This window comes from Streptomyces sp. NPDC096324, assembly GCF_044763015.1.
Taxonomy (GTDB): domain Bacteria; phylum Actinomycetota; class Actinomycetes; order Streptomycetales; family Streptomycetaceae; genus Streptomyces.
In genome coordinates this window covers 408,637-431,413 of the sequence record NZ_JBIWFK010000009.1, presented here as the reverse complement: position 1 = coordinate 431,413, position 22,777 = coordinate 408,637, and the positions used below count along the sequence as shown (strand labels likewise).

General features: G+C 72.6%; 19 protein-coding genes and 1 pseudogene. 12 read left to right on the top strand and 8 right to left on the bottom strand.

Annotated features, from left to right (window positions below; genetic code table 11):
* Nucleotides 1-39: 39 nt before the first annotated feature.
* A complete protein-coding gene (locus tag ACIQ7M_RS26870) occupies nucleotides 40-1,581 on the bottom strand; it encodes a DUF4331 domain-containing protein (RefSeq protein WP_355769751.1) in 1,542 nt (513 codons plus the stop codon).
* A 283-nt stretch (nucleotides 1,582-1,864) separates the two neighbouring features.
* Here ACIQ7M_RS26870 and ACIQ7M_RS26865 point away from each other — a divergent pair, with 283 nt between their 5' ends.
* The 3 genes from ACIQ7M_RS26865 (at nucleotide 1,865) to ACIQ7M_RS26855 (ending at nucleotide 3,636) form a co-directional block, all read left to right on the top strand.
* Complete coding sequence (locus ACIQ7M_RS26865) at nucleotides 1,865-2,407, top strand: sigma-70 family RNA polymerase sigma factor (RefSeq protein WP_355769754.1); 543 nt, start codon at nucleotides 1,865-1,867, stop codon at nucleotides 2,405-2,407.
* Nucleotides 2,408-2,462: 55 nt separating this feature from the next.
* Nucleotides 2,463-3,251: an anti-sigma factor domain-containing protein gene (locus ACIQ7M_RS26860; protein WP_389849922.1), complete on the top strand. Its 789-nt coding sequence runs from the start codon at nucleotides 2,463-2,465 to the stop codon at nucleotides 3,249-3,251.
* Between the two features lie 115 nt (nucleotides 3,252-3,366).
* Entirely contained in the window at nucleotides 3,367-3,636 is a 270-nt protein-coding gene (locus tag ACIQ7M_RS26855; protein ID WP_355769758.1) for a hypothetical protein, read from the top strand.
* A 157-nt stretch (nucleotides 3,637-3,793) separates the two neighbouring features.
* On the opposite strand, the gene ACIQ7M_RS26850 is transcribed toward ACIQ7M_RS26855, so the two are convergent.
* From ACIQ7M_RS26850 to hmgA, 4 genes are all read right to left on the bottom strand, one after another.
* Nucleotides 3,794-5,002 carry a CaiB/BaiF CoA-transferase family protein gene (locus ACIQ7M_RS26850; RefSeq protein ID WP_355769761.1) on the bottom strand — a complete coding sequence of 403 codons (1,209 nt, stop codon included), beginning with the start codon at nucleotides 5,000-5,002 and terminating at the stop codon, nucleotides 3,794-3,796.
* Nucleotides 5,003-5,072: 70 nt separating this feature from the next.
* Entirely contained in the window at nucleotides 5,073-6,287 is a 1,215-nt protein-coding gene (locus ACIQ7M_RS26845) for a type ISP restriction/modification enzyme (protein WP_403648840.1), read from the bottom strand.
* A 41-nt stretch (nucleotides 6,288-6,328) separates the two neighbouring features.
* The gene (locus ACIQ7M_RS26840) at nucleotides 6,329-7,078 is read right to left on the bottom strand and encodes a GntR family transcriptional regulator (RefSeq protein WP_355769767.1); all 750 of its coding nucleotides are present in this window, start codon (nucleotides 7,076-7,078) and stop codon (nucleotides 6,329-6,331) included.
* A 49-nt stretch (nucleotides 7,079-7,127) separates the two neighbouring features.
* Nucleotides 7,128-8,468, bottom strand: a complete 1,341-nt coding sequence (hmgA, locus tag ACIQ7M_RS26835; RefSeq protein ID WP_386985187.1) for a homogentisate 1,2-dioxygenase — start codon at nucleotides 8,466-8,468, stop codon at nucleotides 7,128-7,130.
* 192 nt (nucleotides 8,469-8,660) lie between these two features.
* On the opposite strand from hmgA, the gene ACIQ7M_RS26830 reads away from it, so the two are divergent.
* From ACIQ7M_RS26830 to ACIQ7M_RS26795, 8 genes are all read left to right on the top strand, one after another.
* Nucleotides 8,661-9,170: a hypothetical protein gene (locus ACIQ7M_RS26830; RefSeq protein WP_403648836.1), complete on the top strand. Its 510-nt coding sequence runs from the start codon at nucleotides 8,661-8,663 to the stop codon at nucleotides 9,168-9,170.
* A gap of 196 nt (nucleotides 9,171-9,366) precedes the next feature.
* The gene (locus ACIQ7M_RS26825) at nucleotides 9,367-9,984 is read left to right on the top strand and encodes a TetR/AcrR family transcriptional regulator (protein WP_355769774.1); all 618 of its coding nucleotides are present in this window, start codon (nucleotides 9,367-9,369) and stop codon (nucleotides 9,982-9,984) included.
* Between the two features lie 144 nt (nucleotides 9,985-10,128).
* On the top strand, nucleotides 10,129-12,387 hold the full coding sequence (locus tag ACIQ7M_RS26820) for a molybdopterin oxidoreductase family protein (protein WP_403648833.1): 2,259 nt from the start codon (nucleotides 10,129-10,131) through the stop codon (nucleotides 12,385-12,387).
* A 151-nt stretch (nucleotides 12,388-12,538) separates the two neighbouring features.
* A complete protein-coding gene (locus tag ACIQ7M_RS26815) occupies nucleotides 12,539-13,330 on the top strand; it encodes a hypothetical protein (protein ID WP_403648830.1) in 792 nt (263 codons plus the stop codon).
* A 52-nt stretch (nucleotides 13,331-13,382) separates the two neighbouring features.
* Complete coding sequence (locus ACIQ7M_RS26810; RefSeq protein WP_403648827.1) at nucleotides 13,383-14,096, top strand: class F sortase; 714 nt, start codon at nucleotides 13,383-13,385, stop codon at nucleotides 14,094-14,096.
* A gap of 239 nt (nucleotides 14,097-14,335) precedes the next feature.
* Nucleotides 14,336-15,679: an ABC transporter ATP-binding protein gene (locus tag ACIQ7M_RS26805; protein WP_386985179.1), complete on the top strand. Its 1,344-nt coding sequence runs from the start codon at nucleotides 14,336-14,338 to the stop codon at nucleotides 15,677-15,679.
* Between the two features lie 145 nt (nucleotides 15,680-15,824).
* On the top strand, nucleotides 15,825-17,213 hold the full coding sequence (locus ACIQ7M_RS26800; RefSeq protein ID WP_403648824.1) for an aldehyde dehydrogenase family protein: 1,389 nt from the start codon (nucleotides 15,825-15,827) through the stop codon (nucleotides 17,211-17,213).
* A 10-nt stretch (nucleotides 17,214-17,223) separates the two neighbouring features.
* The gene (locus ACIQ7M_RS26795; RefSeq protein WP_403648821.1) at nucleotides 17,224-18,306 is read left to right on the top strand and encodes a Zn-dependent alcohol dehydrogenase; all 1,083 of its coding nucleotides are present in this window, start codon (nucleotides 17,224-17,226) and stop codon (nucleotides 18,304-18,306) included.
* Nucleotides 18,307-18,669: 363 nt separating this feature from the next.
* Here ACIQ7M_RS26795 and ACIQ7M_RS26790 read toward each other — a convergent pair.
* Together ACIQ7M_RS26790 and ACIQ7M_RS26785 are read right to left on the bottom strand one after the other, a co-directional pair.
* Nucleotides 18,670-19,620 (bottom strand): annotated as a pseudogene (locus ACIQ7M_RS26790) (DMT family transporter); the annotation flags it as partial.
* A gap of 194 nt (nucleotides 19,621-19,814) precedes the next feature.
* Entirely contained in the window at nucleotides 19,815-21,644 is a 1,830-nt protein-coding gene (locus tag ACIQ7M_RS26785) for a glycoside hydrolase family 15 protein (RefSeq protein WP_403648818.1), read from the bottom strand.
* Here ACIQ7M_RS26785 and ACIQ7M_RS26780 point away from each other — a divergent pair.
* A complete protein-coding gene (locus ACIQ7M_RS26780) occupies nucleotides 21,643-21,834 on the top strand; it encodes a hypothetical protein (protein WP_403648815.1) in 192 nt (63 codons plus the stop codon). The genes ACIQ7M_RS26785 and ACIQ7M_RS26780 overlap by 2 nt on opposite strands.
* Nucleotides 21,835-21,841: 7 nt before the next feature.
* Here ACIQ7M_RS26780 and ACIQ7M_RS26775 read toward each other — a convergent pair whose 3' ends face one another.
* On the bottom strand, nucleotides 21,842-22,726 hold the full coding sequence (locus ACIQ7M_RS26775; protein WP_403648812.1) for a universal stress protein: 885 nt from the start codon (nucleotides 22,724-22,726) through the stop codon (nucleotides 21,842-21,844).
* Nucleotides 22,727-22,777 lie beyond the last annotated feature (51 nt).

The following is a 22,777-nucleotide window of genomic DNA, read 5'->3' as shown; positions in this document are numbered from 1 at the left end:
CAACGGGCCGGGTGCCAGGTCACTGCACCCGGCGCCGGGTCAGTACGCCCGGTTGTACATCCGGCGGCGCCACCACAGCAGACCGGAGCCGATGAGCAGGATGCCCGCGGCGCCCGCCGCGGCGGAGCCCGCGATCAGCACGGTGTCGGTCCCGCCACCGGAGCCGCTGCCGGCCGGCTGCAGCGCGTCGCCGAGCTGGCTGCGCACGTCGGTCCCGCTGGTCGTGCCCTTGGCGAGCGCGCCGCGCGAACCCGAGGTCGGCTCGGCCACGTACGGGAACGACTTCTCGAAGCCCTTGTCGTTCTTGTCGACCGCGTCGCCCAAGTCGTTCTTCGAGCCGACCAGTTCACCCTCGACGACCTGGAGCGAGGCGTCGATCACGTCGTCCGTGAGCCGGCGTCCGTTCGGGAAGCCCGCGTTGTCACCGTCGAGGACACCGAGCCGCTTGGGGTGCATCGTCGGCTTGATCGAGGTGTTGAGACGCAGTTCCTCCGCCGGACGCACGTGCGGCGGCTGGTTGAGGCCCTTGACGCCCTTGAGGAACACGTCGACCAGGTCGTTACGGGGCTCGGCCGGAGCCTTGATCTTGTAGATCCCCTCGATGAGCTTCGGCAGCTCCGGGTTGGTCACGTTCTTCAGGAACTGGGCGTCCTCCCAGGGCGCGGACGCGTTGAACTTGTCCTTGTCCTTCTGCGGGTTGACGACCTCGTTGACCAGCGGCATGCCGAGACGCGAGACCTGGCTGTAGTGGCCGCGGGCGTCCCTGCGCTGCGTGGTGGACCAGATGCCGACGATCGGCTGGCCCTCCGACTCACGGATCATGTCGTTCGGGACCTGCAGGGCTATGGAGTTGACGTTGTAGCCCTTGAGGGTGTCCCGTCCGACCTCGCTCAGGTTCCCGCCGTACAGCAGGTCGAAGACGCGCAGGTCCAGGAAGAACGGGTCGTCCGCCTGGCCGGCGAACGTCGTCGTGCCGCCCGCGAGCTTGGAGATCGCGTGGTGACGCAGCTTCGCGTAGTCCGGCATCGACGCCTTGCCGACGTTGGACGGAGCGACCGGGACGTCGTCCGCGACCTTGGTCTTCGACACCAGCCGCTGGTTGTGCAGCCGCAGCAGGTCGATGTCGTACGTCTGCGTGATGTTGAGGTCCGGGTCGTCGAGGCTGGTGACCGGACCCGTGTTGTAGAGGAACGTGTCGCCGTTCTTGCGGTGCGTCTTGAAGGTGTAGCGGTAGATCAACTCGCCTTGCGCGTCACCGTTGTTGTCGATGTGGATGTCGTACTGGGCGTCGTCGGCGAACGTGTAGAAGTTCGGTCCGCCCGCGGGCTCCTCGAAGGGGATCCAGTTCGCCACGATCGTCGTCGTGTCCGGCTTGTCCGGGCTGACGAAGGCGTACACGTCCGTGTTGTCGTACTGGGGAGTGCCCGAGATCAGCGGGGCCTCCCGGTGGCTGGAGGCGGAGGCCGCCCCCGGCGCCAGCGCCGTCGCACCGGCGGCCGCGAGCCCCCCGGCAGCCAGCGCACCGCATACGAGGGTCGCGAGAGTCCTGCGACCCGCGCCGCTCCTGGAGATAGGTGTCATGCCGTCCGTCCTCTGTCCAACTTGCCTGACGCACGCCATTCGGAGCGGTCGCCGGGGTGGATTGGTCGAATCCCAAACGTCTTTACGGCGGTTCTCTCGGCTTGTTTCATCTGACGGGGCGGCTTCTTCGGCCGGCGGGGTGGACCGACCGGTCGCGGACACCGGAACTGATCAGCGCGGGACACGCGTTTTCGGCTTGCTGATCCGTAACCCATCCGTAGACAGGTTCGCTGCGAAGACGTAAGGGAAAGGACGGTCCGTGCACGGCCGCAGAGGGGGACGGGTGGAGGCTGACGAACTACTGGTACTGGTGGCCGGAGGCGACCAGAAGGCGTTCGAAGAGCTGTACGGACTGGTGTCCGGGCCGGTGTTCGGACTGGTGCGCCGTGTGGTGCGGGACCCCGCGCAGTCGGAGGAGGTGTCGCAGGAGGTCCTGCTCGAACTCTGGCGCTCCGCGACGCGGTTCGACCCCCGGCGCGGCAGCGCGCTGTCCTGGATCCTCACGCTCGCGCACCGTCGTGCCGTCGACCGGGTGCGCAGTGCCCGCGCGGCCACCGAACGCGAGCAGCGCGAGGGCCAGCGGAGCCACCACCCCGCCTTCGACCAGGTCGCCGAGGAGGTCGAGGCCGGGCTCGAACGCGAGTGGGTCCGCCGCTGCCTCGACCGGCTCACCGCCCTGCAGCGGCAGTCCGTCACGCTCGCCTACTACGACGGCTACACCTACCGAGAGGTCGCCGAGCGGCTCTCCGTGCCGCTCGGCACCGTCAAGACCCGTATGCGCGACGGGCTCACCCGCCTGCGCGATTGCCTGGGAGGAGTCGCGTGAACGCCACCGACGGCCTGCCGGGCCGTGATCCGAACGGAAGAGAGGGGGGTGCCGCATGAGCGTCCTCGACCGACTGCTGGGCCGCGATCTGCACTCGCTCGCCGCCCCCTACGCCCTCGACGCGCTGGAGGGCGACGAGAAACGCCGCTTCGAACGCCATCTGAAGGGCTGTGACCGCTGTGCCGAGGAGGTGCGGGCGCTGACGGAGGACGCGGTACGGCTCGCCTGGTCCACGGCGGCGGCCCCGCCGGCCGCGCTGCGCGCGCGAGTGCTGACCGCGATACGGACGACACCCCAGGATCCGGCCGGGCGGGAAGTGCCCCGCGTACGGCCCTCCCATCAGCCCGCGCGTGCGCGTGCTCCCCGGTTCCGTCCGCTGTTCGCCCCGCTCGCCACCGCCACGGCCGCGGCGGCCCTCGTCGTCGCCGCGCTCTTCGCCGTGCAGGCGACCCAGGCACGCGACGACCTGAACCAGGAGCGTGCCCAGGCGCGTGAGATCGCACACGTTCTCGCGGCGCCGGACGCGCGGGCGACCGGTGAACGGGACGCGCGGGGGCGCGGAATCGGAGTAGTGGCCTCCGCGTCGGAGCGGCGCGCCGTCGTGACACTGAGCGGACTCGGCACGCCCTCCGGCGGTCGCGTTCATCAGCTGTGGCTCATGCGCCCCAACGAGAAACCGCGTTCCCTCGGTCTCTTCGACGGCGACACGCCCCTCGTCGCCGACGGACTGAACCCGAGCGCGACGTCACTCGCTGTGACCGTCGAACCTCACGGCGGCTCAGAACAGCCCACAACCTCGCCTGTTGTCCAACTCGCCCTGGAAACGGTTGGATTCGGAGAGTAACCGTCAACCCCCTTACGGGGAAGGTGAATCCTTTGTCCGAGATACACGCGCGCCGCGAGGGGGCGATAGGGTTAGTCTGCCCGGGCCGGGTGGACTTGTACGGGTGGGGAGTGACATGGAACAGATAACGGTGCACAGCAGGGCACGCGTCCCTGCGATCACGTGCGGGAGCAGCGCGACGAGTTCGCGCCTCGACCGACATCTCGCGGTGCTCGGCGGCCCCGCCATACCGCAGCGTGAGACGGTCGAGGCGACGTCGCTGATGCGTGAGCTCACGACCCGCGACCACGCGCACGACAGCGGCTCCAGGGGTGCGCGCGTGCGGCGGGTCTCGCTCTTCGCTCCGCTCAGGCGGCTGCGGCGCTCGCTGTTCGGCGACCGCTGACCGCTGTCGGTACCGGCCTTCTCGACCCGCGCTCCGGCGACTCCACCGCACCGGCGCACCGCCGCCCTTCCGCGTCCGTCATCCCCACGGCGGGCGGCGGTGCCCGGTGATCACCACCTCCGGAGCGCGGGTCACCACCTTCACCGGGCCGTGAGGTTCAGCGCACCACTCCGTCCCGCCGCAGCTCGGCGACGTCCGCGTCCGTCATGCCCAGCGCCCGCAACACCACCCCCGTGTGCTCGCCGAGCCGCGGTACGGACCCCATGCGCGCCTCCGCCCCGCCCGGCAGCGTGATCGGAGGCAGCAGTGCCCGCAGCGGCCCGGCCGGCGATCCCACGTCCCGCCAGCGGTTCCGGGCCGCGAGCTGCGGATGCTCCGCCACCTCCATGACGTCCCGCAGCCGGGCGCAGGCGATGCCCGCGGCCTCCAGACGGGCCACCGCCTCGTCGGCGCCGAGCTTGCCCAGTGCCTCGCCGACCAGGGCGTCCACCCTCTCCCGATGGGCCACCCGCGCCGCGTTCGTCGCGAAGCGCGGATCGTCGGCCGCCTCGGGCCGCCCCACCACCTGCTGGGCGAGCCGCCGCCACTCGCGGTCGTTCTGCACCGACAACAGCACGTGCCCGCCGTCAGCCGTCGAATAGGCGTCGTAGGGAACGATGACGGCGTGGGCGAGGCCCGTACGGGCCGGCGGGGTTCCGTCGTGCATCGCGTGGTGCAGCGGATGACCCATCCACTCCGCGAGCGCGTCCAGCATCGACACCTCGACCGGGCCCCCGCGCCCGGTCGTGCCGCGCCGCACCAGCGCCGCGAGGACCCCCGAGAACGCGTACATGGCCGCCGCGATGTCCGCGGCCGGGATGCCCGCCTTCACCGGCTGCTCGGGCGTCCCGGTCACCGAGACGAGCCCCGCCTCGCACTGCACGAGCATGTCGTAGGCCCGCTTGCCCGCGTACGGTCCGGACGGCCCGTAGCCGGAGATGTCCACGGCGATCAGCCGGGGATGCTCGGCACACAGGGTCGCCGCGTCCAGGCCCAGTCGCGCCGCCGCCCCCTGGGCGAGGTTCTGCACGAACACGTCCGCGTCCGCGACGAGACGGCGTACGACGTCGAGCCCGCGCGGGTCCTTCAGATCGAGGGCGACGGACTCCTTGCCCCGGTTGCACCACACGAAGTGTGAGGCCAGGCCCTGGGCCGCGGTGTCGTAGCCGCGCGCGAAGTCCCCGCCGTCGATCCGCTCGACCTTGACGACCCGGGCGCCGAGATCGGCGAGCTGCCGGGTCGCGAAGGGCGCGGCGACGGCTTGTTCGACGGCGACGACGGTGATGCCTTCGAGGGGCAGAGGATCGGGCTGCATGCGATGGATCATGACCCCTGGACATACTTTTGTCATGCACTGATTTCGCGGAGGTGGCCCGCCGGCCGCCCGTCGGCGGATCCTAGAGCAGCGCGAACTGGCCCTCCGGACCCTCTTCGTGGTGGTCGAGCACCGAGGCCGGGCGGCGCGCCGCGGCCGGGACGGGGAGCACCCCGGCCGTGCGCAGTTCCGTCCGGGTGATCGGTGTGCGCGGCTCCAACGCGGCCTGCTGGGGCCGCAGTTCCGCGAGCAGGGCGAGGACCGTGACGAGTTCGAGGAGTTCGGACGTCCACGCCTGCGGCCAGCCGGCCGGACCGATCGCCTCCAGCGTGCCCGGCTCGCTCGGCCCGGTCCGTGCCGCGAACCACTGTTCCAGCACGCGCACGCCGCCGACCTCGAAGTCCCAGGCCTCGGGCGGCACGGGCGAGATCCTGCCCTCGCCGAGGTGCAGGGACTCCTCGGCGCGGTCGTAGTACGGGTCGGTGAGGTGGGGGCCCGTGGCCGGCCGGGTTCCCCGGGGGAGGGCGGACAGCGGCGCGCGCACGTAGGGCCGTCGGCCGCCGGGGAGTTTGGGGCGCTCGCCGTCGCGCCGCATCAGCCGCAGCACGCGCCGCCCCAACTCGACGCCGTACGACCACACGTCCGGGTCGGCGGTGAGCGGGACCAGACAGCCGTCCCGGCCGTGCCGCGCGACCGCCATCGTCCAGGCGAGGACGTCGACGGGCGTGGGCGTGTGTCCGAGGCGCGCGCCCAGATACTCCAACAGGCCGGGCGCCAGGTTCGGTTCGCGGCCGCCGGGGCGCCGGTAGAGGGGGCGCACCCGCCCGCCGCGGCCCGCGCTCAGCGGCAGCACGGACGCGGCCAGCAGCGCCGGACCGGAGGAGTCGGGCACCGGGGTCTGCTCGACCGCGAAGACCTGCTCCCCACCCGCCACCCGCCACAGCTCGGGGCGGGCCGAGTCGATCAGCCTGTGGTCCGGAATCAGCCACTGCTCGTCGAAGGGGGCGCTCAGCACGCGCACCGGCGCCGGGCAGGGGTCCGACACCCGTGCGAGGCGGGCCGTTCCGCTGGACTGGCCCGGGAGCTGGGCGACCGCGGAGTGCGTCGTGCGCGCCCGTGTCGGCTCGAACAGTGCCTCGCGGTCCTCCCCCTCGGCCCGGACGAGGACGTCCCAGCGTGCTTTCAGGGAGGTCGCGTCGGGGGCCGTCGGCCACCTCCGGCCCAGCCTCGGCGGTGCGACGGACCACGGCATGAGATCCGCGAGCAGCGGAGCGGCGTCGGACGTCACGCTCGGCATCGTACGACGCGGGCGCCGCCCGCCGTCCCCGTACGTCATCGTCAGTGCGCGTCGAGGGTGACCGTGAACGAGAAGCGGTCGCCCCGGTAGTGGATGACGGCCACGTCCAGCGCCTGCCCGTCCGTGCCGTGGATGACGCCCGTGTAGCGCAGGATCGGGCTGAGCAGCGGCACTTGGAGCAGCCGCGCCGTCTCCGGGTCCGCGAGCGTGGCCTCCACCGTGTCGGTGATCCGGCTGATGCCGACGCCGAGCACGTCCCGCAGCACCTTGGTCATCGGCCAGCGGATCAGGTCCTCCCGGTCGATGCGGTCGGCCAGTTCCGGCCGGAGGTAGTTGCGCGCGTGGTTCGTCGGCTCGCCCGTCGTCTCGTCGCTGCGCAGCCGGTGGTACGTCGCCACCTCGTCCACATCCGGGAAGAATTCCGCCAGTTCGCCGGAGACGGGCGCCTTCCCCTGGTCCAGCAGCTCGGTCGTCATGCCCGACTGCTGGGCCACGATCGCGTCCACCGAGCCGAGCAGCCGCACCGGCGCGCCTCGCCGGGCGCTCGGCTCGATGAACGTGCCCCGCCGGCGGTGCCGGGTGATGAGACCCTCGACCTCCAGCTCCTTGAGCGCCTGCCGCATGGTCAGCACGCTCACCCCGTAGTGCCCCGCGAGCTGCTCCTCGGTGGGCAGGCGCAGGGGATCCTGAGGGGTGCGGCCGAGTATGGAGGCACGCAGGGACTGCGACACCTGATACCACAGCGGCAGCTTGCGGTTCAGGACGATCGAATCGGGAGCGAAGGAGGTCACGAGGGTATCCGTACCGGTCGCGGGCGTGGAAGGCAACGGCCGGTGCCGTTCAGCCGGCCGGACGGAAGTGCCGTCCGAGCCCCTTCCACACGTCGTCGTAGCCGCGCTGGAGATGTTCCGCCCCGGCCGCCTGGGCCGTCGCGGTCACCGGCCACCGGGTCTCGAACATGAACGCCAGACCGTCGTCGATCTTCTGCGGCCTCAGCTCGGCGGCGCTGGCGCGCAGGAAGGTCTCCTCGTCCGGTCCGTGCGCCGACATCATGTTGTGCAGCGAGCCGCCGCCCGGCACGAAGCCCTCCGCCTTCGCGTCGTACGCGCCCTCGATGAGGCCCATGTACTCGCTCATCACGTTCCGGTGGAAGTACGGGGGCCGGAAGGTGTCCTCGCCCACCAGCCAGCGCGGCGCGAACACGACGAAGTCGACACCGGCCAGCCCGGGGGTGTCGGACGGCGAGGTGAGCACCGTGAAGATCGAGGGGTCCGGGTGGTCGTAGCTGATGGAGCCGATCACATTGAAACGGTGCAGGTCGTAGACGTACGGCACATGGTTGCCGTGCCAGGCGACGACATCCAGCGGCGAGTGGTCGTACGTCGCCGTCCAGAGGTTGCCGCAGAACTTGTTCACCACCTCGACCGGGCCCTCGACGTCCTCGTACGCGGCGACCGGGGCGAGGAAGTCACGGGCGTTGGCGAGGCCGTTGGCGCCGATCGGGCCGAGGTCGGGGAGCTGGAAGGGCGCCCCGTAGTTCTCGCACACGTACCCCCGGGAGCCGCGGCCGCGACCGCCCTCCGGTGCCGTGTCCAGCAGCTCCACCCGGAAGCGCACCCCCCGGGGGATCAGCGCGATCTGACCCGGCTCCACGTGCAGCAGGCCGAGCTCGGTGCGCAGGAGCAGGCCGCCGCGCTCCGGCACGATCAGCAGCTCGCCGTCGGCGTCGCTGAACACCCGCTCCATCGACGCGTTGGCGTGGTAGAGGTGCACCGCGATGCCGGTGCGCTGACTCGCGTCGCCGTTGCCGCCGAGGGTCCACAGGCCCGCGAGGAAGTCCGTCCCGGCGGGGGGCTCGGGCAGCGGGTTCCAGCGCAGCCGGTTCGGATCGGGCACCGTCTCCGTGAACGGCGCCGTCCGCACCGCGCCGTTGTCGGCGCGGGTGAACGCGGGGTGGGCGGCCGACGGCCGGATCCGGTACAGCCACGAACGCCGGTTGGACGCCCTCGGCTCGGTGAACGCCGAGCCGCTGAGCTGCTCCGCGTACAGGCCGAGCGGGGCGCGCTGCGGCGCGTTCCGGCCGTGCGGCAGGGCCCCCGGGACCGCCTCCGAGCTGTGTTCGTTGCCGAATCCGGTGAGGTAGGCCAGCCCCTCGGCCGTCTTCCTCGCGTCCCCGCTCATGATCGCTCCCTCGCGCCCGATTCCTATGCATCACCGTAGGATTCGCTTCCGTCCCGCGCAAGGGGAGGACCGGATCGGGTCGCGGATTGGCCGGATGTGCCAGGGGACTAGTCCTCAAGGGCGTCCGGGGGCTCGAAGAACCCGACTTCAGGGGGATCCGGCCGTGGCGGGCCTTGTTCTACGCTCCCGCACATGCGGTGGACACGTGCTCTGCTCGCCGCGCTCGCGGTCTGCGCCCTGACCGGCGGGACCGCGGGCTGCGGCACCGGTGACGCGCACGAGCGGGAGACCAGGATCTCGGCCTCGCCCGTGGGCACGTTGCTCGACGAGATGGACGAGGAGGGACGGCTCTACCGTGAGGTGGACAAGAAGGGGGCACCCCAGGTCGCGATCGAGATCCAGCCGGACCCCGCCACCGGCTGGGACGTGCGGCTGACCGTCCGCGACTTCGCCTTCTCGCCCGCGGGTACGCGCGCCGTGCCGGTCGCCGGACACGGCATCGCCCACCTGTACGTGGACGGCCGTACCGTCGCGCGGCTGCGCACAGCCGAGTACCACCTGGCCGAGGACCTGGTGCCGCGCGGCACCCACCACGTCACCGCGCGGCTGTACGCGGACGACGGCACCGTGTGGGCCGTCCGCGGCAAGCCCGTGGAGAGCACGGCCGACATCACGGCCTCGGGTTCCGCCGCGGAGGGCTGACACCGGCGGCCCCGCGGGCCGGCGCCCGGACGCCTTCGCGGAAGGCCGGTGCCGTGCGCCCGTACGCCGTCGAGGGCGGCGGTTCCGGGCCGCACCGCGTGGTCACGGCACGGAGGCGTCCGCCGGAAATGAGTGGTCACGGCACGCAGGTGCGTACCTATGGGCGAGGTTCACCCGACCCCGGCGGAAAGGCATCATGAAGAGCGTGCCCCATGCGACATCGCTCCGCAGAGCGCCCGTACAGCGGCGTAGCGCAGAACGTCTGACCAGAATCCTCGACGCCTGTGCCGACCTCCTCGACGAGGTGGGCTACGACGGGCTGAGCACACGGGCCGTGGCCCAGCGGGCCGGTGTGCCCATCGGCTCCGTCTACCGCTTCTTCGGCAACAAACGGGCGATGGCCGACGCGCTCGCCCAGCGCAACCTGGAGCTCTACACCGAGCGCGTCGGCCAGAGCCTGCGCGAGACGGACGGGGGAGACTGGCGGGCCGCGATGGACGCGGTGCTCGACGAGTACCTCGCCATGAAGCGCACCGCGCCGGGCTTCTCCCTCGTCGACTTCGGCAACCAGATCCCCGTCGGCGCCCGGTACGCCGAGCCCAACACCCGGGTCGCCGACCGTCTCACCGACCTGCTCTCCGGTTATCTCGACCGCACCCCGGACGACGATCTGCGCCGGTGCTTCCTCGTGGCCGTCGAGAGCGCCGACACCCTGGTCCATCTCGCCTTCCGGGTCGATCCGGAGGGGGACGAACGGATCATCGAGGAGACGCGCGAGCTCCTGCGGGCGTACCTGGCCAGGGTCCTCGACTAGCCAGGCCCTGTCCCCCGGGGGCCGTTGCCGTCCGCGCGCGGAAATCCGACGTGACCACCGCCATGCCCTCCCCGTCATGCGTACCGGTCGGTATGCTCGCTCGCGTCCGTGTGCCACCCACAGCCACCGCCTCCGGGAGGACCCGTGTCCCGTACCTCCGGCACCACCCCCGACTCCCGAACCGCGCTGCGCGTCTGCCCCCTGTGCGAAGCCACCTGCGGGCTCACCCTGACCATCGAGGGCACCCGGGTGACCGGCGCCCGCGGTGACCGCGACGACGTGTTCAGCAAGGGCTTCATCTGCCCGAAGGGCGCCTCCTTCGGCGCGGCCGACGGCGACCCCGACCGGCTGCGCACCCCCCTCGTCCGCGAGGACGGCGAACTGCGCGAGGCCACCTGGGAGGAGGCCTTCGACGCCGTGGCCGCCGGACTGCGCCCGGTCGTCGAGCGGTACGGGCCGCACGCCCTCGGCGTCGTCCTCGGCAACCCGAACGTGCACACCATGGCCGGCGCCCTCTACCCGGCCGTCCTGCTCGGCGCCCTGCGCACGCACAGCGTCTTCTCCGCCTCCACGCTCGACCAGATGCCCAAGCACGTGTCGAGCGGCCTGCTGTACGGAGACGCCAACGCGATCCCCGTGCCGGACCTGGACCACACCGACCACCTGCTGCTCATCGGCGCCAACCCGCTGGAGTCCAACGGAAGTCTGTGCACCGCCCCCGACTTCCCCGGCCGGCTCCGCGCGCTGCGGGCCCGCGGCGGCACGCTGACCGTCATCGACCCGCGCCGCACCCGCACGGCCAAGCTCGCCGACCGCCACGTGTCCATCCGTCCCGGCACCGACGCGATGCTCCTCGCGGCGATGGCGTACGTCCTGTTCGAGGAGAAGCTCGTCGACCTCGGCGCGCTCGCCCCGCACGTCCAGGGTGTCGACGAACTCCCGGACGTGCTGCGGGACTTCACCCCCGAGGCGGCGAGCGCGGCCTGCGAGGTGGAGGCCGGCACGATCCGTGAGCTGGCGCGCGAGCTGGCAGCCGCGCCCACCGCCGCCGTCTACGGCCGCATCGGTAGCTGCACCGTCCCGCACGGCACCCTGGCGAGCTGGCTGGTGGACGTCCTCAACATCCTCACCGGCAACCTCGACCGGCCCGGCGGCGCCCTCTTCCCGACGGCCGCCACCGACCGGACGCCCCGTCCGGCCGGCCCCGGTCACGGCTTCGCGCTCGGCCGCTGGCACAGCCGCGTGAGCCGGCACCCGGAGGCCAAGGGCGAACTGCCGCTGGCCGCCCTCGCGGAGGAGATAGACACCCCGACCGAGGACGGCAGCCCGGTCCGCGCCCTCATCGCCGTCGCCGCCAACCCCGTCCTGTCCGCGCCCGACGGCCTCCGGCTCGACAAGGCCCTCGAATCGCTGGACTTCATGGTCAGCGTCGACCCGTACCTGAACGAGACCTCGCGCCACGCCCACGTCGTCCTGCCACCGCCCCCGCCCTCCCGGAGCGCGCACCACGACTTCGCGTTCAACACCCTCGCCGTCCGCAACCAGGTCCGCTACAACCGCCCCGCCGTCCCCCTGGAGGAGGGCCGGATGGCGGAGACCGAGATCCTCGCCCGGCTCGTCCTCGCCGCGACCGGCATGCACGGCGCCGACCCGTCCGCCGTGGACACCATGGTCGTCGAGGGCACCCTCGCCAAGGCGGTCGGGGACACCGCCTCGCCGGTGCACGGACGCGACCCGCGGGAACTCGCCGCCGCCCTCACCGGCGAGAACGGCCCCGAGCGCCGGCTCGACATGATGCTGCGCCTCGGCCCGTACGGCGAAGGCTTCGGCGCGCGCCCCGACGGCCTGACCCTGGACCGGCTGCTGGCGCACCCGCACGGCATCGACCTCGGACCGCTCGCCTCCTGCCTCCCGCGCCGGCTCAAAACCCGCAGCGGGAAGATCGAGCTGCTTCCCGAGCCGATCGCGGGCGATCTGCCGCGGCTGCGGGACGCGCTGCGCGAACGCCCGGCGGCGATCGTCCTCGTCGGCCGCCGTCATCTGCGCTCCAACAACAGCTGGATGCACAACGTCCCCGCGCTCACCGGCGGTTCCAACCGCTGCACCCTGCACGTCCACCCCGACGACGCCGCCCGGCTGGGGCTCGTGGACGGCTCCGCCGTGCGCGTCAAGGGCGCCGGGGGCGAGGTGACCGCGCCGGTGGAGGTCACCGACACCGTTCGGCGCGGGGTGGTGAGCCTTCCGCACGGCTGGGGGCACGACCGTCCCGGCACCCGGATGAGCCACGCCTCCCTGGACCCCGGCGTCAACGTCAACCAGCTTCTCGACGGCTCGCTGCTCGACCCGCTGTCCGGAACGGCGGTTCTCAACGGGGTGCCCGTGGAGCTGACGGCCCGCCCCTGATCCGGCACCCGGGCGACGGGGCGCCCTTGCGCCGGTAGAGCGATACCTGACGGGGGTCCGGGCGCAGTTACGGCCCTGGGCGGACCTTCTGTGAGAAGTAGTCAGATGACCTGAAATTCATATGAAAATCATCTGACTCGGAGGAGTCCGCATGCCCACCCCGTCCCTCCCCGCGCCCCAACGCGGCGCCGGCGCCCTCCCCGCGCCCCAACGCGGCGCCGGCGCCCTCTCCGTGCCCCGGCGCCGCGCCGGTGCCCTCGCCGCCCTCGCGGTCGCGGGCACCGCTCTCCTCGGTGCCCCGGCCGCCGTCGCCGCCCCCGGTGACAACGGCGACGTCAAGGTCCACGACGCGAACACGCCGTTCGAGAACCAGCGGGACGATCCGAAGGTCTGCCGGTTCTACCTCGACGCCTTCGGCTTCGACGCGGGCCAGCAGGCCTCCTGGTCGATCGCGCACCAGCCCGGCGCCGCGGGCGACCCCGTCCTGGCGGGCACGCTGGCCGCGTCCCCGACCGGGCGCGCCGGGACCCGCATCTTCACCCTGCCCGACGGCCAGTACAAGCTGACCTGGAACTTCCAGGGCGAGAACGGCGCGGGCAAGAGCAAGGTCTTCAGGGTCGATTGCCCCGTGAGCGCTCCGACCCCGACGCCGGCCGGGAACGGCGGACCGATCGGGACACCCGGCGGGCAGAGCGGACCGAGCCGTGGGCCGAGCGCGACACCTGGTCAGCAGGGCGGCCCCGGCGGCCCCGGTGGACAGCAGGGCGGACCGGGCGGCTTCCAGGGTGCCCAGGGCCCCAACGGCGGACCGCCGGCGGGCGGTGGCGGACTCGCCCACGCGCGGAACTTCTCGCCCGTGGCCGGTGCGGCGGCCGCCGGTCTCGTCGTAGCCGGGGGAGTCGTGTTCCTGCGGCTGCGCCGACGCAACGATGGCGCCGCGTAGGCAGCGGAGGCCCTGGCACCGGACGCGCGCCTACCGCCTGACGAGGACCCTGGTGGTCGTTGTCGCGCTGGTGGTGGGCGGCGTCTGGTGGGCGGGGGACGACGAGCCCGCCGGGACGGTGGCGTCCGGAGCCGTACGCGGCGACGGTGCCGCCTCCCGGGCGCCGTCCGGGAAGGCGGGCACCGGGCACACGCCGGACGCCCGCCCCGGCGGCGACGCGCACGGCGGGCGGCGGCATCCGTCCCCGGCCCCCCACCGGGCGGCCCGGCCGGCACCCCCGCCCGCACCGCTGCCACGCTCCCGGGCCGCCTCCCTGCGCATCCCCTCCCTCGGCGTCGACGCACCGGTCATCGGGCTCCGACTGGACAGCGGACGACGGCTCACCGCCCCGCCCGTGGACGACCCGAAGCCCGTCGGCTGGTACACCAACGGCCCCTCGCCGGGCGAGCGCGGCACGGCCCTCGTCGTCGGCCATCGCGACACCCGGACGGGACCCGCCGTCTTCGCCCCGCTCGAACGCATCCGTCCCGGCGCGCGCGTCGAGGCACGGCGCGTGGACGGGCGGACCGCCGTCTATACGGTGGACGTCGTACGCACCTACGCGAAGGCGCACTTCCCCGACCAGGAGGTGTACGGCGACCGCGGGCGCCCCGAGTTGCGTCTGATCACCTGCGGCGGCGCCTACGACCACAGGACGGGATACGCCGCCAACGTCATCGCCTTCGCCCACCTCACACAGATCCTGGGGCGGGCCGGCCGCCACTGAGGCGAACACCGGTACGGCGTACCGCGGTTGTGCCGCCGGCTCCCGTGCCCGTCCCCGGCCCGACCGGTAGCCGATCGTCCGTTTCCGCCCGTACCGAACCCGCCCGTCCGATACCGCCACGTCTCTTCCCCCGGACGTGCGCGGTCCGTTAGCTTCCGTGACTCAAGGTCCCGTACGACCCGTACGGGACGACCGGCCGCGGAGCACCAGCGCCTTGCACGCCCCCGGGGGCACCTGTCATGACACGCGCCATCTCCCTGCACCACGTCAGCAAGTCGTACTCCCGCGGACCCCGTGCGGTGGAACGGTTCTCGCTGGACATCCGGCCCGGCGAATTCCTCGTGCTGCTCGGCCCCTCGGGCTGCGGCAAGTCGACCGTGCTGAGGATGATCGCGGGACTCGAGGAGGTCACCGAGGGCGAGGTGCGCCTGGACGGGGAGTACTCCAATGACGTGCCGCCCTCCGAGCGGAACATGGCCATGGTGTTCCAGAACTTCGCCCTCTATCCGAGCATGACCAGCCGCGACAACATCGGCTTCCCGCTGCGGATCGAGACGCCCGGCGAGGACCCCCGGGCCCGGGTGGACGCCACCGCCCGGATGCTCGGCATCCAGGACCTCCTGGACCGCTTCCCCAACCAGCTCTCCGGCGGCGAGCGGCAGCGCGTCGCGATGGGCCGGGCGATAGCGCGCCACCCCTCCGCGTTCCTGATGGACGAGCCGCTGTCCAACCTCGACGCCAAACTCCGCAACCATCTGCGGGCCGAGATCTCCAAACTCACCAGGGACCTGGGCGCCACCACGGTCTACGTCACCCATGACCAGGCCGAGGCCATGTCGCTCGGCGACCGGGTCGCCGTGATGCGCGGCGGGGTCCTCCAGCAACTGGGCACGCCCCGCACGGTCTACGCCCTGCCCGCGAACGTCTTCGTCGCCGCCTTCATCGGCACCCCGCGGATCAACCTGCTGCGCGGACTCGTCCGGGCCCCGCTCGACGGCGCCATGACGATCAGCCTCGGCAAGCAGTATCTGCGCCTGCCCGAACCCCTCTGTCTGGACCACCAGTTGCTCCGGGTGCAGCAGGGCCGCGAGGTGATCGTCGGACTGCGCTCCGAGGCCATCCGGCTCGCGGGACCGTCGCAGGCCCGGCCGGGCGAGGTGGCGATCACCGGTCTGGTCGAGCACGTGGAGTTCCAGGGGCACGAGGTCCTCGTCCACTTCAACACGGGCTCGCAGCCCGCCTTCGTGCCCGATCTGGAGTCGCCGCGCCCGTCCCGCCCGACGCGTCGGCGGCGCCGTGAGGGCACCGTCCTGGAGCGGCTGCGGGGACGCGCCGGGGCGCTGCGGGCCGGACCCGTCGTCGTCCTCGACCATCCCGCCGACGACGAGGCCGATCACGCCGGGCACACGCCCCCCGAGGGGCGGCTGCCCGGCGATCTCGTCGTGCGCACCACTCCCGACATCGACCTCCGCCACGGCATGCAGGTCCCGCTCCTCGTGGACCTGGCCCATCTGTTCGTCTTCGACCGGAGCGGCGAGCGGATCTGCCCGGCACCGGAGCGGCTGCCCGACCTGGAGGAGTGACTCCCCGGGGCGGGCGGCGCGGACTCCTCGGGGGACAGCTGACCGGTGCCCGTGACCTGCGGTGCGGAAGGTCACCCTGGCGCCGCAAAACTATCATCGCTAGTTTAGGGTCCGGACGACGCTGCCCCCGCCCGGGAGGAACACGATGAAGGCACATGACGGCTTGTACATCGACGGGGCGTGGCGCCCCGCCGCCGGACGGGACACGATCGAGGTCGTGAACCCGGTCGACGAGCAGGTGATCGGCCACGTCCCGGCGGGCACGGCCCTGGACGTCGACACCGCCGTGCGCGCCGCGCGTGCCGCGTTCCCCGGCTGGGCCGCCACCCCGCCCGCCGAGCGGGCCGCCCGCCTCGCCGCACTCAGGGACGTCCTGGCCGCCCGCAAGGACGAGATCGCCGAGACCGTCACCGCCGAGCTGGGAGCGCCGCTCGCGTTCTCCCAGGCCGTGCACGCGGGCGTCCCGGTGCTGGTCGCGGGCTCCTACGCCGAGCTGGCGGCGACGTACGCCTTCGAGGAGAAGGTCGGCAACTCGACCGTCTACCAGGAGCCCGTCGGCGTCGTCGGCGCGATCACGCCCTGGAACTACCCGCTGCACCAGATCGTCGCCAAGGTCGCCCCCGCGCTCGCCGCCGGCTGCACGGTGGTGCTGAAGCCCGCCGAGGACACCCCGCTCACCGCCCAGCTCTTCGCCGAGGCCGTGGCCGAGGCGGGCGTCCCGGCCGGTGTCTTCAACCTCGTCACCGGCCTCGGTCCGGTCGCCGGCCAGGCGCTCGCCGAGCACCCGGACGTCGACCTGGTCTCCTTCACCGGTTCCACGGCGGTCGGCCGGCGGATCGGCGCGACCGCGGGCGCCGCGGTCAAGCGCGTCGCCCTCGAACTCGGCGGCAAGTCCGCCAACGTCATCCTGCCGAGCGCCGACCTCGCCAAGGCCGTGAACGTCGGCGTCGCCAACGTGATGTCCAACTCCGGCCAGACGTGCAGCGCCTGGACCCGGATGCTGGTCCCCGCCGAGCGCTACGACGAGGCGGTCGAGCTCGCCGCGGCCGTCGCCGCCAAGTACGGCGACCGCATCGGCCCCGTGGTCAACGCCAAGCAGCGGGACCGGGTGCGCGGCTACATCGAGAAGGGTGTCGCCGAGGGCGCGCGGCTCGTCGCGGGCGGCCCCGAATCCCCGCGCGAACAGGGCTACTTCGTCAGCCCCACCGTCTTCGCCGACGTCACCGAGCGGATGACGATCGCACAGGAGGAGATCTTCGGTCCTGTCCTGTCGATCCTGCGCTACGAGGACGAGGAGGACGCCCTGCGGATCGCCAACGGCACCGTGTACGGGCTCGCGGGCGCGGTCTGGGCGGGCGAGGAGTCCGAGGCGGTCGCCTTCGCGCGGCGGCTCGACACCGGCCAGGTCGACATCAACGGCGGTCGCTTCAACCCCCTGGCCCCCTTCGGGGGTTACAAGCAGTCGGGCGTGGGGCGCGAACTCGGCGCCCACGGCCTGTCCGAGTACCTCCAGACCAAGTCCCTCCAGTTCTAGGAGCGTTCACGTGGTTCGCGCCGCCGTCCTTCCCGCCGTGGGTGCCCCGCTGGAGATCGCCGAGATCGACCTCCCCGATCCCGGACCGGGCCAGGTCCGGGTGAGACTCGCCGCCGCCGGGGTCTGCCACTCCGACCTGTCCCTGACCAACGGCACCATGCGGGTCCCGGTGCCCGCCGTGCTCGGCCACGAGGGCGCCGGCACCGTCGTCGCCGTGGGTGAGGGTGTCGCTCAGGTAGCCGCAGGCTCCCCTGTCGTCCTCAACTGGGCTCCCTCCTGCGGCCGTTGTCACGCCTGCTCGCTGGGCGAGGTGTGGCTGTGCGCCGACGCGCTGACCGGCGCGGGATCGGTGTACGCCCGCCGCGCCTCCGACGGGAGCGATCTGCATCCCGGCCTGAACGTCGCCGCGTTCGCGGAGGAGACGGTGGTGCCGGTCTCCTGCGTCCTGCCCGCCCCGGACGGCATCCCGCTCACCGAGGCCGCCCTGCTCGGCTGTGCCGTCCTCACCGGCTACGGTGCCGTCCACCATTCCGCCCAGGTCCAGCCGGGCGAGAGCGTCGCCGTGTTCGGGGCCGGCGGGGTCGGGCTCGCCGCCGTCCAGGCCGCCCGGATCGCGGGCGCCTCGAAGATCGTCGCGGTGGACGTGTCGCCCGGGAAGGAGTCCCTCGCCCGTGAGGCAGGGGCCACCGACTACGTCGTCGCCTCCGACACCACCGCCCGCGCCATCCGCGCCCTGACCGGCGGTCACGGCGTCGACGTCGCCGTCGAGTGCGTCGGCCGCGCCGTCACCATCCGTACCGCCTGGGAGTCGACCCGGCGCGGTGGCCGTACCACCGTCGTCGGCATCGGCGGCAAGGACCAGCAGGTCACCTTCAACGCCCTGGAGATCTTCCACTGGGGCAGGACCCTCGCCGGCTGCGTGTACGGCAACTCCGACCCGGCACGCGATCTCCCGGTGCTCGCCGAGCACGTGCGCGCGGGCCGGCTGGACCTCGGCGGCCTGGTCACCGACCGCATCGCCCTGGACGGCATCCCGGCGGCCTTCGACAACATGATCGCGGGCAAGGGGGGCCGGGCGCTGGTGGTCTTCTGACCGCGTCTTTCACCGGCGGTCGTCTCCGACGCCTGGGGCTGACGCAAGCGGCTGACGCCCGCGGAGCACGCCCCGGGCTGAGGCCTGCGGACCACCCGCGGCCGGCGCCTCCGGGCCGCCTCGGAAGGACGCGAGAGTCCCCGAGGCGGTCCGCGATCAGGCCTGTCCGGTCCGGCTTCCCGCCTCCGCGCCCGTCGTGGGCGCGGCGCCATCGGCCGGAGCCGGAGCCGGAGCCGGAGCCGGAGCCGGAGCCGGAGCCGGAGCCGGAGCCGGAGCCGGAGCCGGAGCCGGAGCCGGAGCCGGAGCCGCGCCCGCGTCCGCGTCCGCGGTCGGCACCGGCGCGGGTGTCGCACCGGGCCCGGAGGCCGTTCCGGCGGCGGCACCCGGCACGGCCGGCTTCGCCGGGGCAGGTTCCCGGCGCGTCCGGGACCGCGACACCGCCACGCCCGCCAGACACAGCGCCCCGCCGGCCAGTGTCAGCGGACCCGGGACCTCGTCGAGGAGGAACCAGGACATCAGCACCACCAGGGCGGGCACCGCGTACGTCGTCGCGCCCATGCGGCTCGCACTCGTCCGGGACAGGGCGTACGCCCAGGTCGTGAAGGCCAGCGCGGTCGGGAAGACACCGAGATAGACCATGTTGAACGTGGCCGAGAGGGGAGCGGCGGCCGCGTCGTGGACGAGCTGTCCCGCGAACGGCAGGCACACCACCGCCCCGACGAGACAGCCGAACGTCGTCACCTGGAGCACGCTCGCCCGCCCGAGCGCCGGCTTCTGCGCGACGACCCCCGCCGCGTACGCGACGGCCGCGAGCAGACACAGGACGACCCCGAGCACCGACGAACCGCCGCCGCCGGACATCGACAGCCCCACCGCGACCGCGCCCGCGAACGACACCGCCATGCCGGCCAGCAGCCGCGGCGGCATCGCGTCCCCCAGCAGTCGGGCGCCGAGCAGGGCGATGAGGATCGGGCCGATGTTCACGACCAGCGCCGCCGAACCGGCGTCCACCTGCTGCTCGCCCCAGTTCAGGGCGACCATGTAGAACCCGAACCACAGAACCCCGGATATCGCGATACCGCGCCAGGCGTCGCGCGGCGGCAGCCCTTCGCGGCGCACGGCACAGAAGGCACCGAGCACCAGGGCTCCCGCCAGCAGCCGTCCGAGCGCCAGCGCGCCGGGGGAGTAGGCGGCGCCTGCGCTGCGGATCGCGACGAACGCGGAGGCCCACAGCCCGACGGTGACGGTCGCCGCACCCGCGGCGAGCAATTGTGCTCGCCGGGCCGGCGGCGTGACGCTGGAGTTGTTCACCATGCTGCTGAGGCTAGGCGGAACACAGCGATCGGTCTCGCGGATTTCGGACGCGCAGGTCGGTGCGCGTGCGGGACGTGGAGTCGGGGACCGGCTCGGCCCTGTACGGGGGCCGGGGATGGCAGTGGGTACCGACGACGGAGACGGTGTCCCCGAGGGCGGAGTTCACATGCGGATCAGCTTCACTCCGGGCTTGATCATGTCGTGCCGGCCGCTTTCGCTCGGGCGAGGTTCACGCCGCTGGCGATGATCCCGATGTGGCTGAATGCCTGAGGGAAGTTGCCCATGAACTCTCCTGTGGACGGGTCGATCTGCTCCGACAGCAGCCCCAGCGGGCTCGCGCGGGCGCACAGGGAGACGTACAGCTCCTCGGCCGCCTCGATGCGGCCTTGTCCGATGAGGTTGTCGACCAGCCAGAAGCTGCACAGTACGAAGGCACCCTCGTCGCCTGCCAGGCCATCGGGTGACTCGTTGTGCAGGTAGCGGTAGAGCAGGCCGTCACCGGCTGACAGGCGCTCGGCGATGGCCGTGGTGGTGGCCGCCATCCGTGGGTGATCGGCCGGGACGACCTGGCGCAGCGGGAGCGCGAGCAGGCTGGCGTCCAAAGCGCCGCCGCCGTCCAGGTGCGCGCTGATCGTCCGGGCCGTCTCGTCCCAGGACTCCTCCAGGATGAGCCGGCGCAGCTGGTCGGCCGAGTCCCGCCACATGCCGATCTGCCCGGGAAGGCCCAGCCGCTCACCGATCGCCGCGGCCCGGTCCAGGGCTACCTGGCACATCCCGGCCGAGTAGGTGAACACCCGGCCCTCGTTGCGGACTTCCCAGATTCCCTGGTCCGGCTGCCGCCACGCCTGAGCCGCGGTGTCGGCGAGCCCGGCCAGGCTGGCCCACAGCGCGGGCTGGATCTCGCCGCCGGAGCGCAGCCACTGGTCGGCGCAGTCCAGGATCTCGCCGTAGGCGTCGTGCTGGCGCTGGTCGGCCGCACCGTTGCCCCAACGCACCGGGCCGGAGCGCCGATAGCCTTCCAGGTCGCTGTCTTCGACCTCGTCCGGTACCGGGCTGCCGTCCAGGGTGTACATGATCCGGGGCCGCCCACTCTGCTCGAAGGCGTCCAGGACCCAGCCGAGGAAGGCGTCGGCCTCGCCGGTGAATCCGATACGGCGCTGGGCGAAGACGGCGTAGGCCGCGTCGCGGATCCAGGCATAGCGGTAGTCCCAGTTGCGGATCCCGCCGACCGGTGCGGGCAGGGAGGAGGTGGGCGCCGCGACCAGCGAGCCGTTGGCCCAGTCATCACACAGCTTCAGCGTGATCGCGGCGCGCCGCACCAGGGGCTCCTGGGGACCGCTGTAGGCGAAGTGCTTCATCCAGCGGCGCCACGCCTCGGTGGTCGCGCGCAGCATCGCGTCGGTGTCGAACCTGTGGTGTCGGTGGAAGCGGCCCCAGGACAGCACGAGATCCAGCCGATCGCCTTGCTGCAGGTCGAATGTGCCGTGCAGGCCGGTGAGGGGGTGGTTGGACCGCAGGTGCAAGCGCAGGTCGGGCCGTCGGGACGGCCGCACTTCCAGCCCGCTGAACAGCGGCCGTACCTGCCCGCCGCCCCGGGGCTCCACGTCCATGCGCAGACGGACGTGGCCGTCCACGACCAGGGCCGATCGTACGAGTTCGGCCCGGTCCGCCGGGGCGTCTTCGGTGAGATCCGCGCCGGAGCGCAGGGCGAGGGCGTCGGTGAGGCGGACCACGCCGGTGGGGCTGCGCATCTCGGTGGTCAGTACGCCGGTGTCGGGTTCATAGCGCTGCCGTGCCCCGGCCAATTCTTCCGGGGCCAGCGTGAAATGCCCTCCGCGTGCGTGATCCAGCAGGCCGCAGAAGAGCGGTTCGGAGTCGAACCGGGGCAGGCACATCCAGGGAATGGAACCGTCCAGGCCCACCAGTGCGGCCGTCGCGCCGTCGCCGATCAGGCCGAGATCCTCCAGCGGGAGGTAGCCCTGGCGTTGCCGAACGGGCCGGAAGGGGGGATCGGGAGCGTACATGCCGTCTCTCTTCCGCGAGGCCGGAGCGACCGTGCGGCCGGATGATCGCGTCCAGAAGGTGATCACGAACCTGAGGCACGCCGCCGCCGGCGATGCAGCGGCGACGGCTCACCGCACGTACCTGCGCCACGCTCTCAGCGACCGGGCCGGACCGCGCTCCGGAGGCCTCGGCGGTGCGCCGTCCGAGTGAAACCGCGTCACTGCGTGCCGCCCGGGACGACGGTGACAGGGCAGTGAGCCCGATGCAGCAGAGCCTGGCTGACCGATCCCAGGAGCAACCCGGTGAAGCCACCCCGCCCCCTGGCCCCGACGACCACGAGCTGGGCGGTCCTGCTCGCCTCGATCAGTACCTCGTGGGTCACACCGAGCACCGGTTCATGTCTGACCGGGACCTGCGGATACTTCTCCTGGCGGCCCGCGAGCGCCTGGGCCAGCAGACGTTCCTCGTTCTCGGCGACCGTGCCCGCCCGGGGCACCTCCGCCAACTGCGGCGGCGCCAAGGGCAGGGGCACGGTGTCCGGCGTCCACGCGTGCAGGGCGAGGATTTCGGCTCCCCGCAGCGCCGCCTCTGCGAACGCGAAATCGACCGCTATCTCGCCGGCCGGCGACCCGTCGACGCCCAGCACGATCGGCCCGGTGGCATTCGGTTCCCCCCGCACCACCATCACCGGACACTGACCGTGGGCAGTCAGGTACACCGCCGTCGATCCCAGCAGCATCCCGATGAAGCCTCCCCTGCCTCGGGATCCGACGACCAACAGATCAGCGTCATGCGACTGAACCTCCAGCACCGTCAACGCCTCTCCGGCCACCACGTCGTGGGTGACCTCCGCCTGAGGTGCCACGCTGCCGGCACGATGCAGCGCCTCGGTCAGCACGCGTTCGGCCGCGTCCGGCAACACTCCCTCGGGCGGGCCGTACGAGGCGGCGGCCATCGGCATCGGCCCGGGCGCGATCACGGGCCCGAGGGCATGCACCACTCGAAGCTCGGCACGACGCCATCGCGCTTCTCGAGCCGCCGCCTCCACCGCTGCGAGACTGGACGGCGAGCCGTCCACCCCCACGACGACCAGGTTGCCCATGGCGCCTCCCACGATTGACCAGGCCCCTTGCTCCCAGCCTGACCCCGCCGG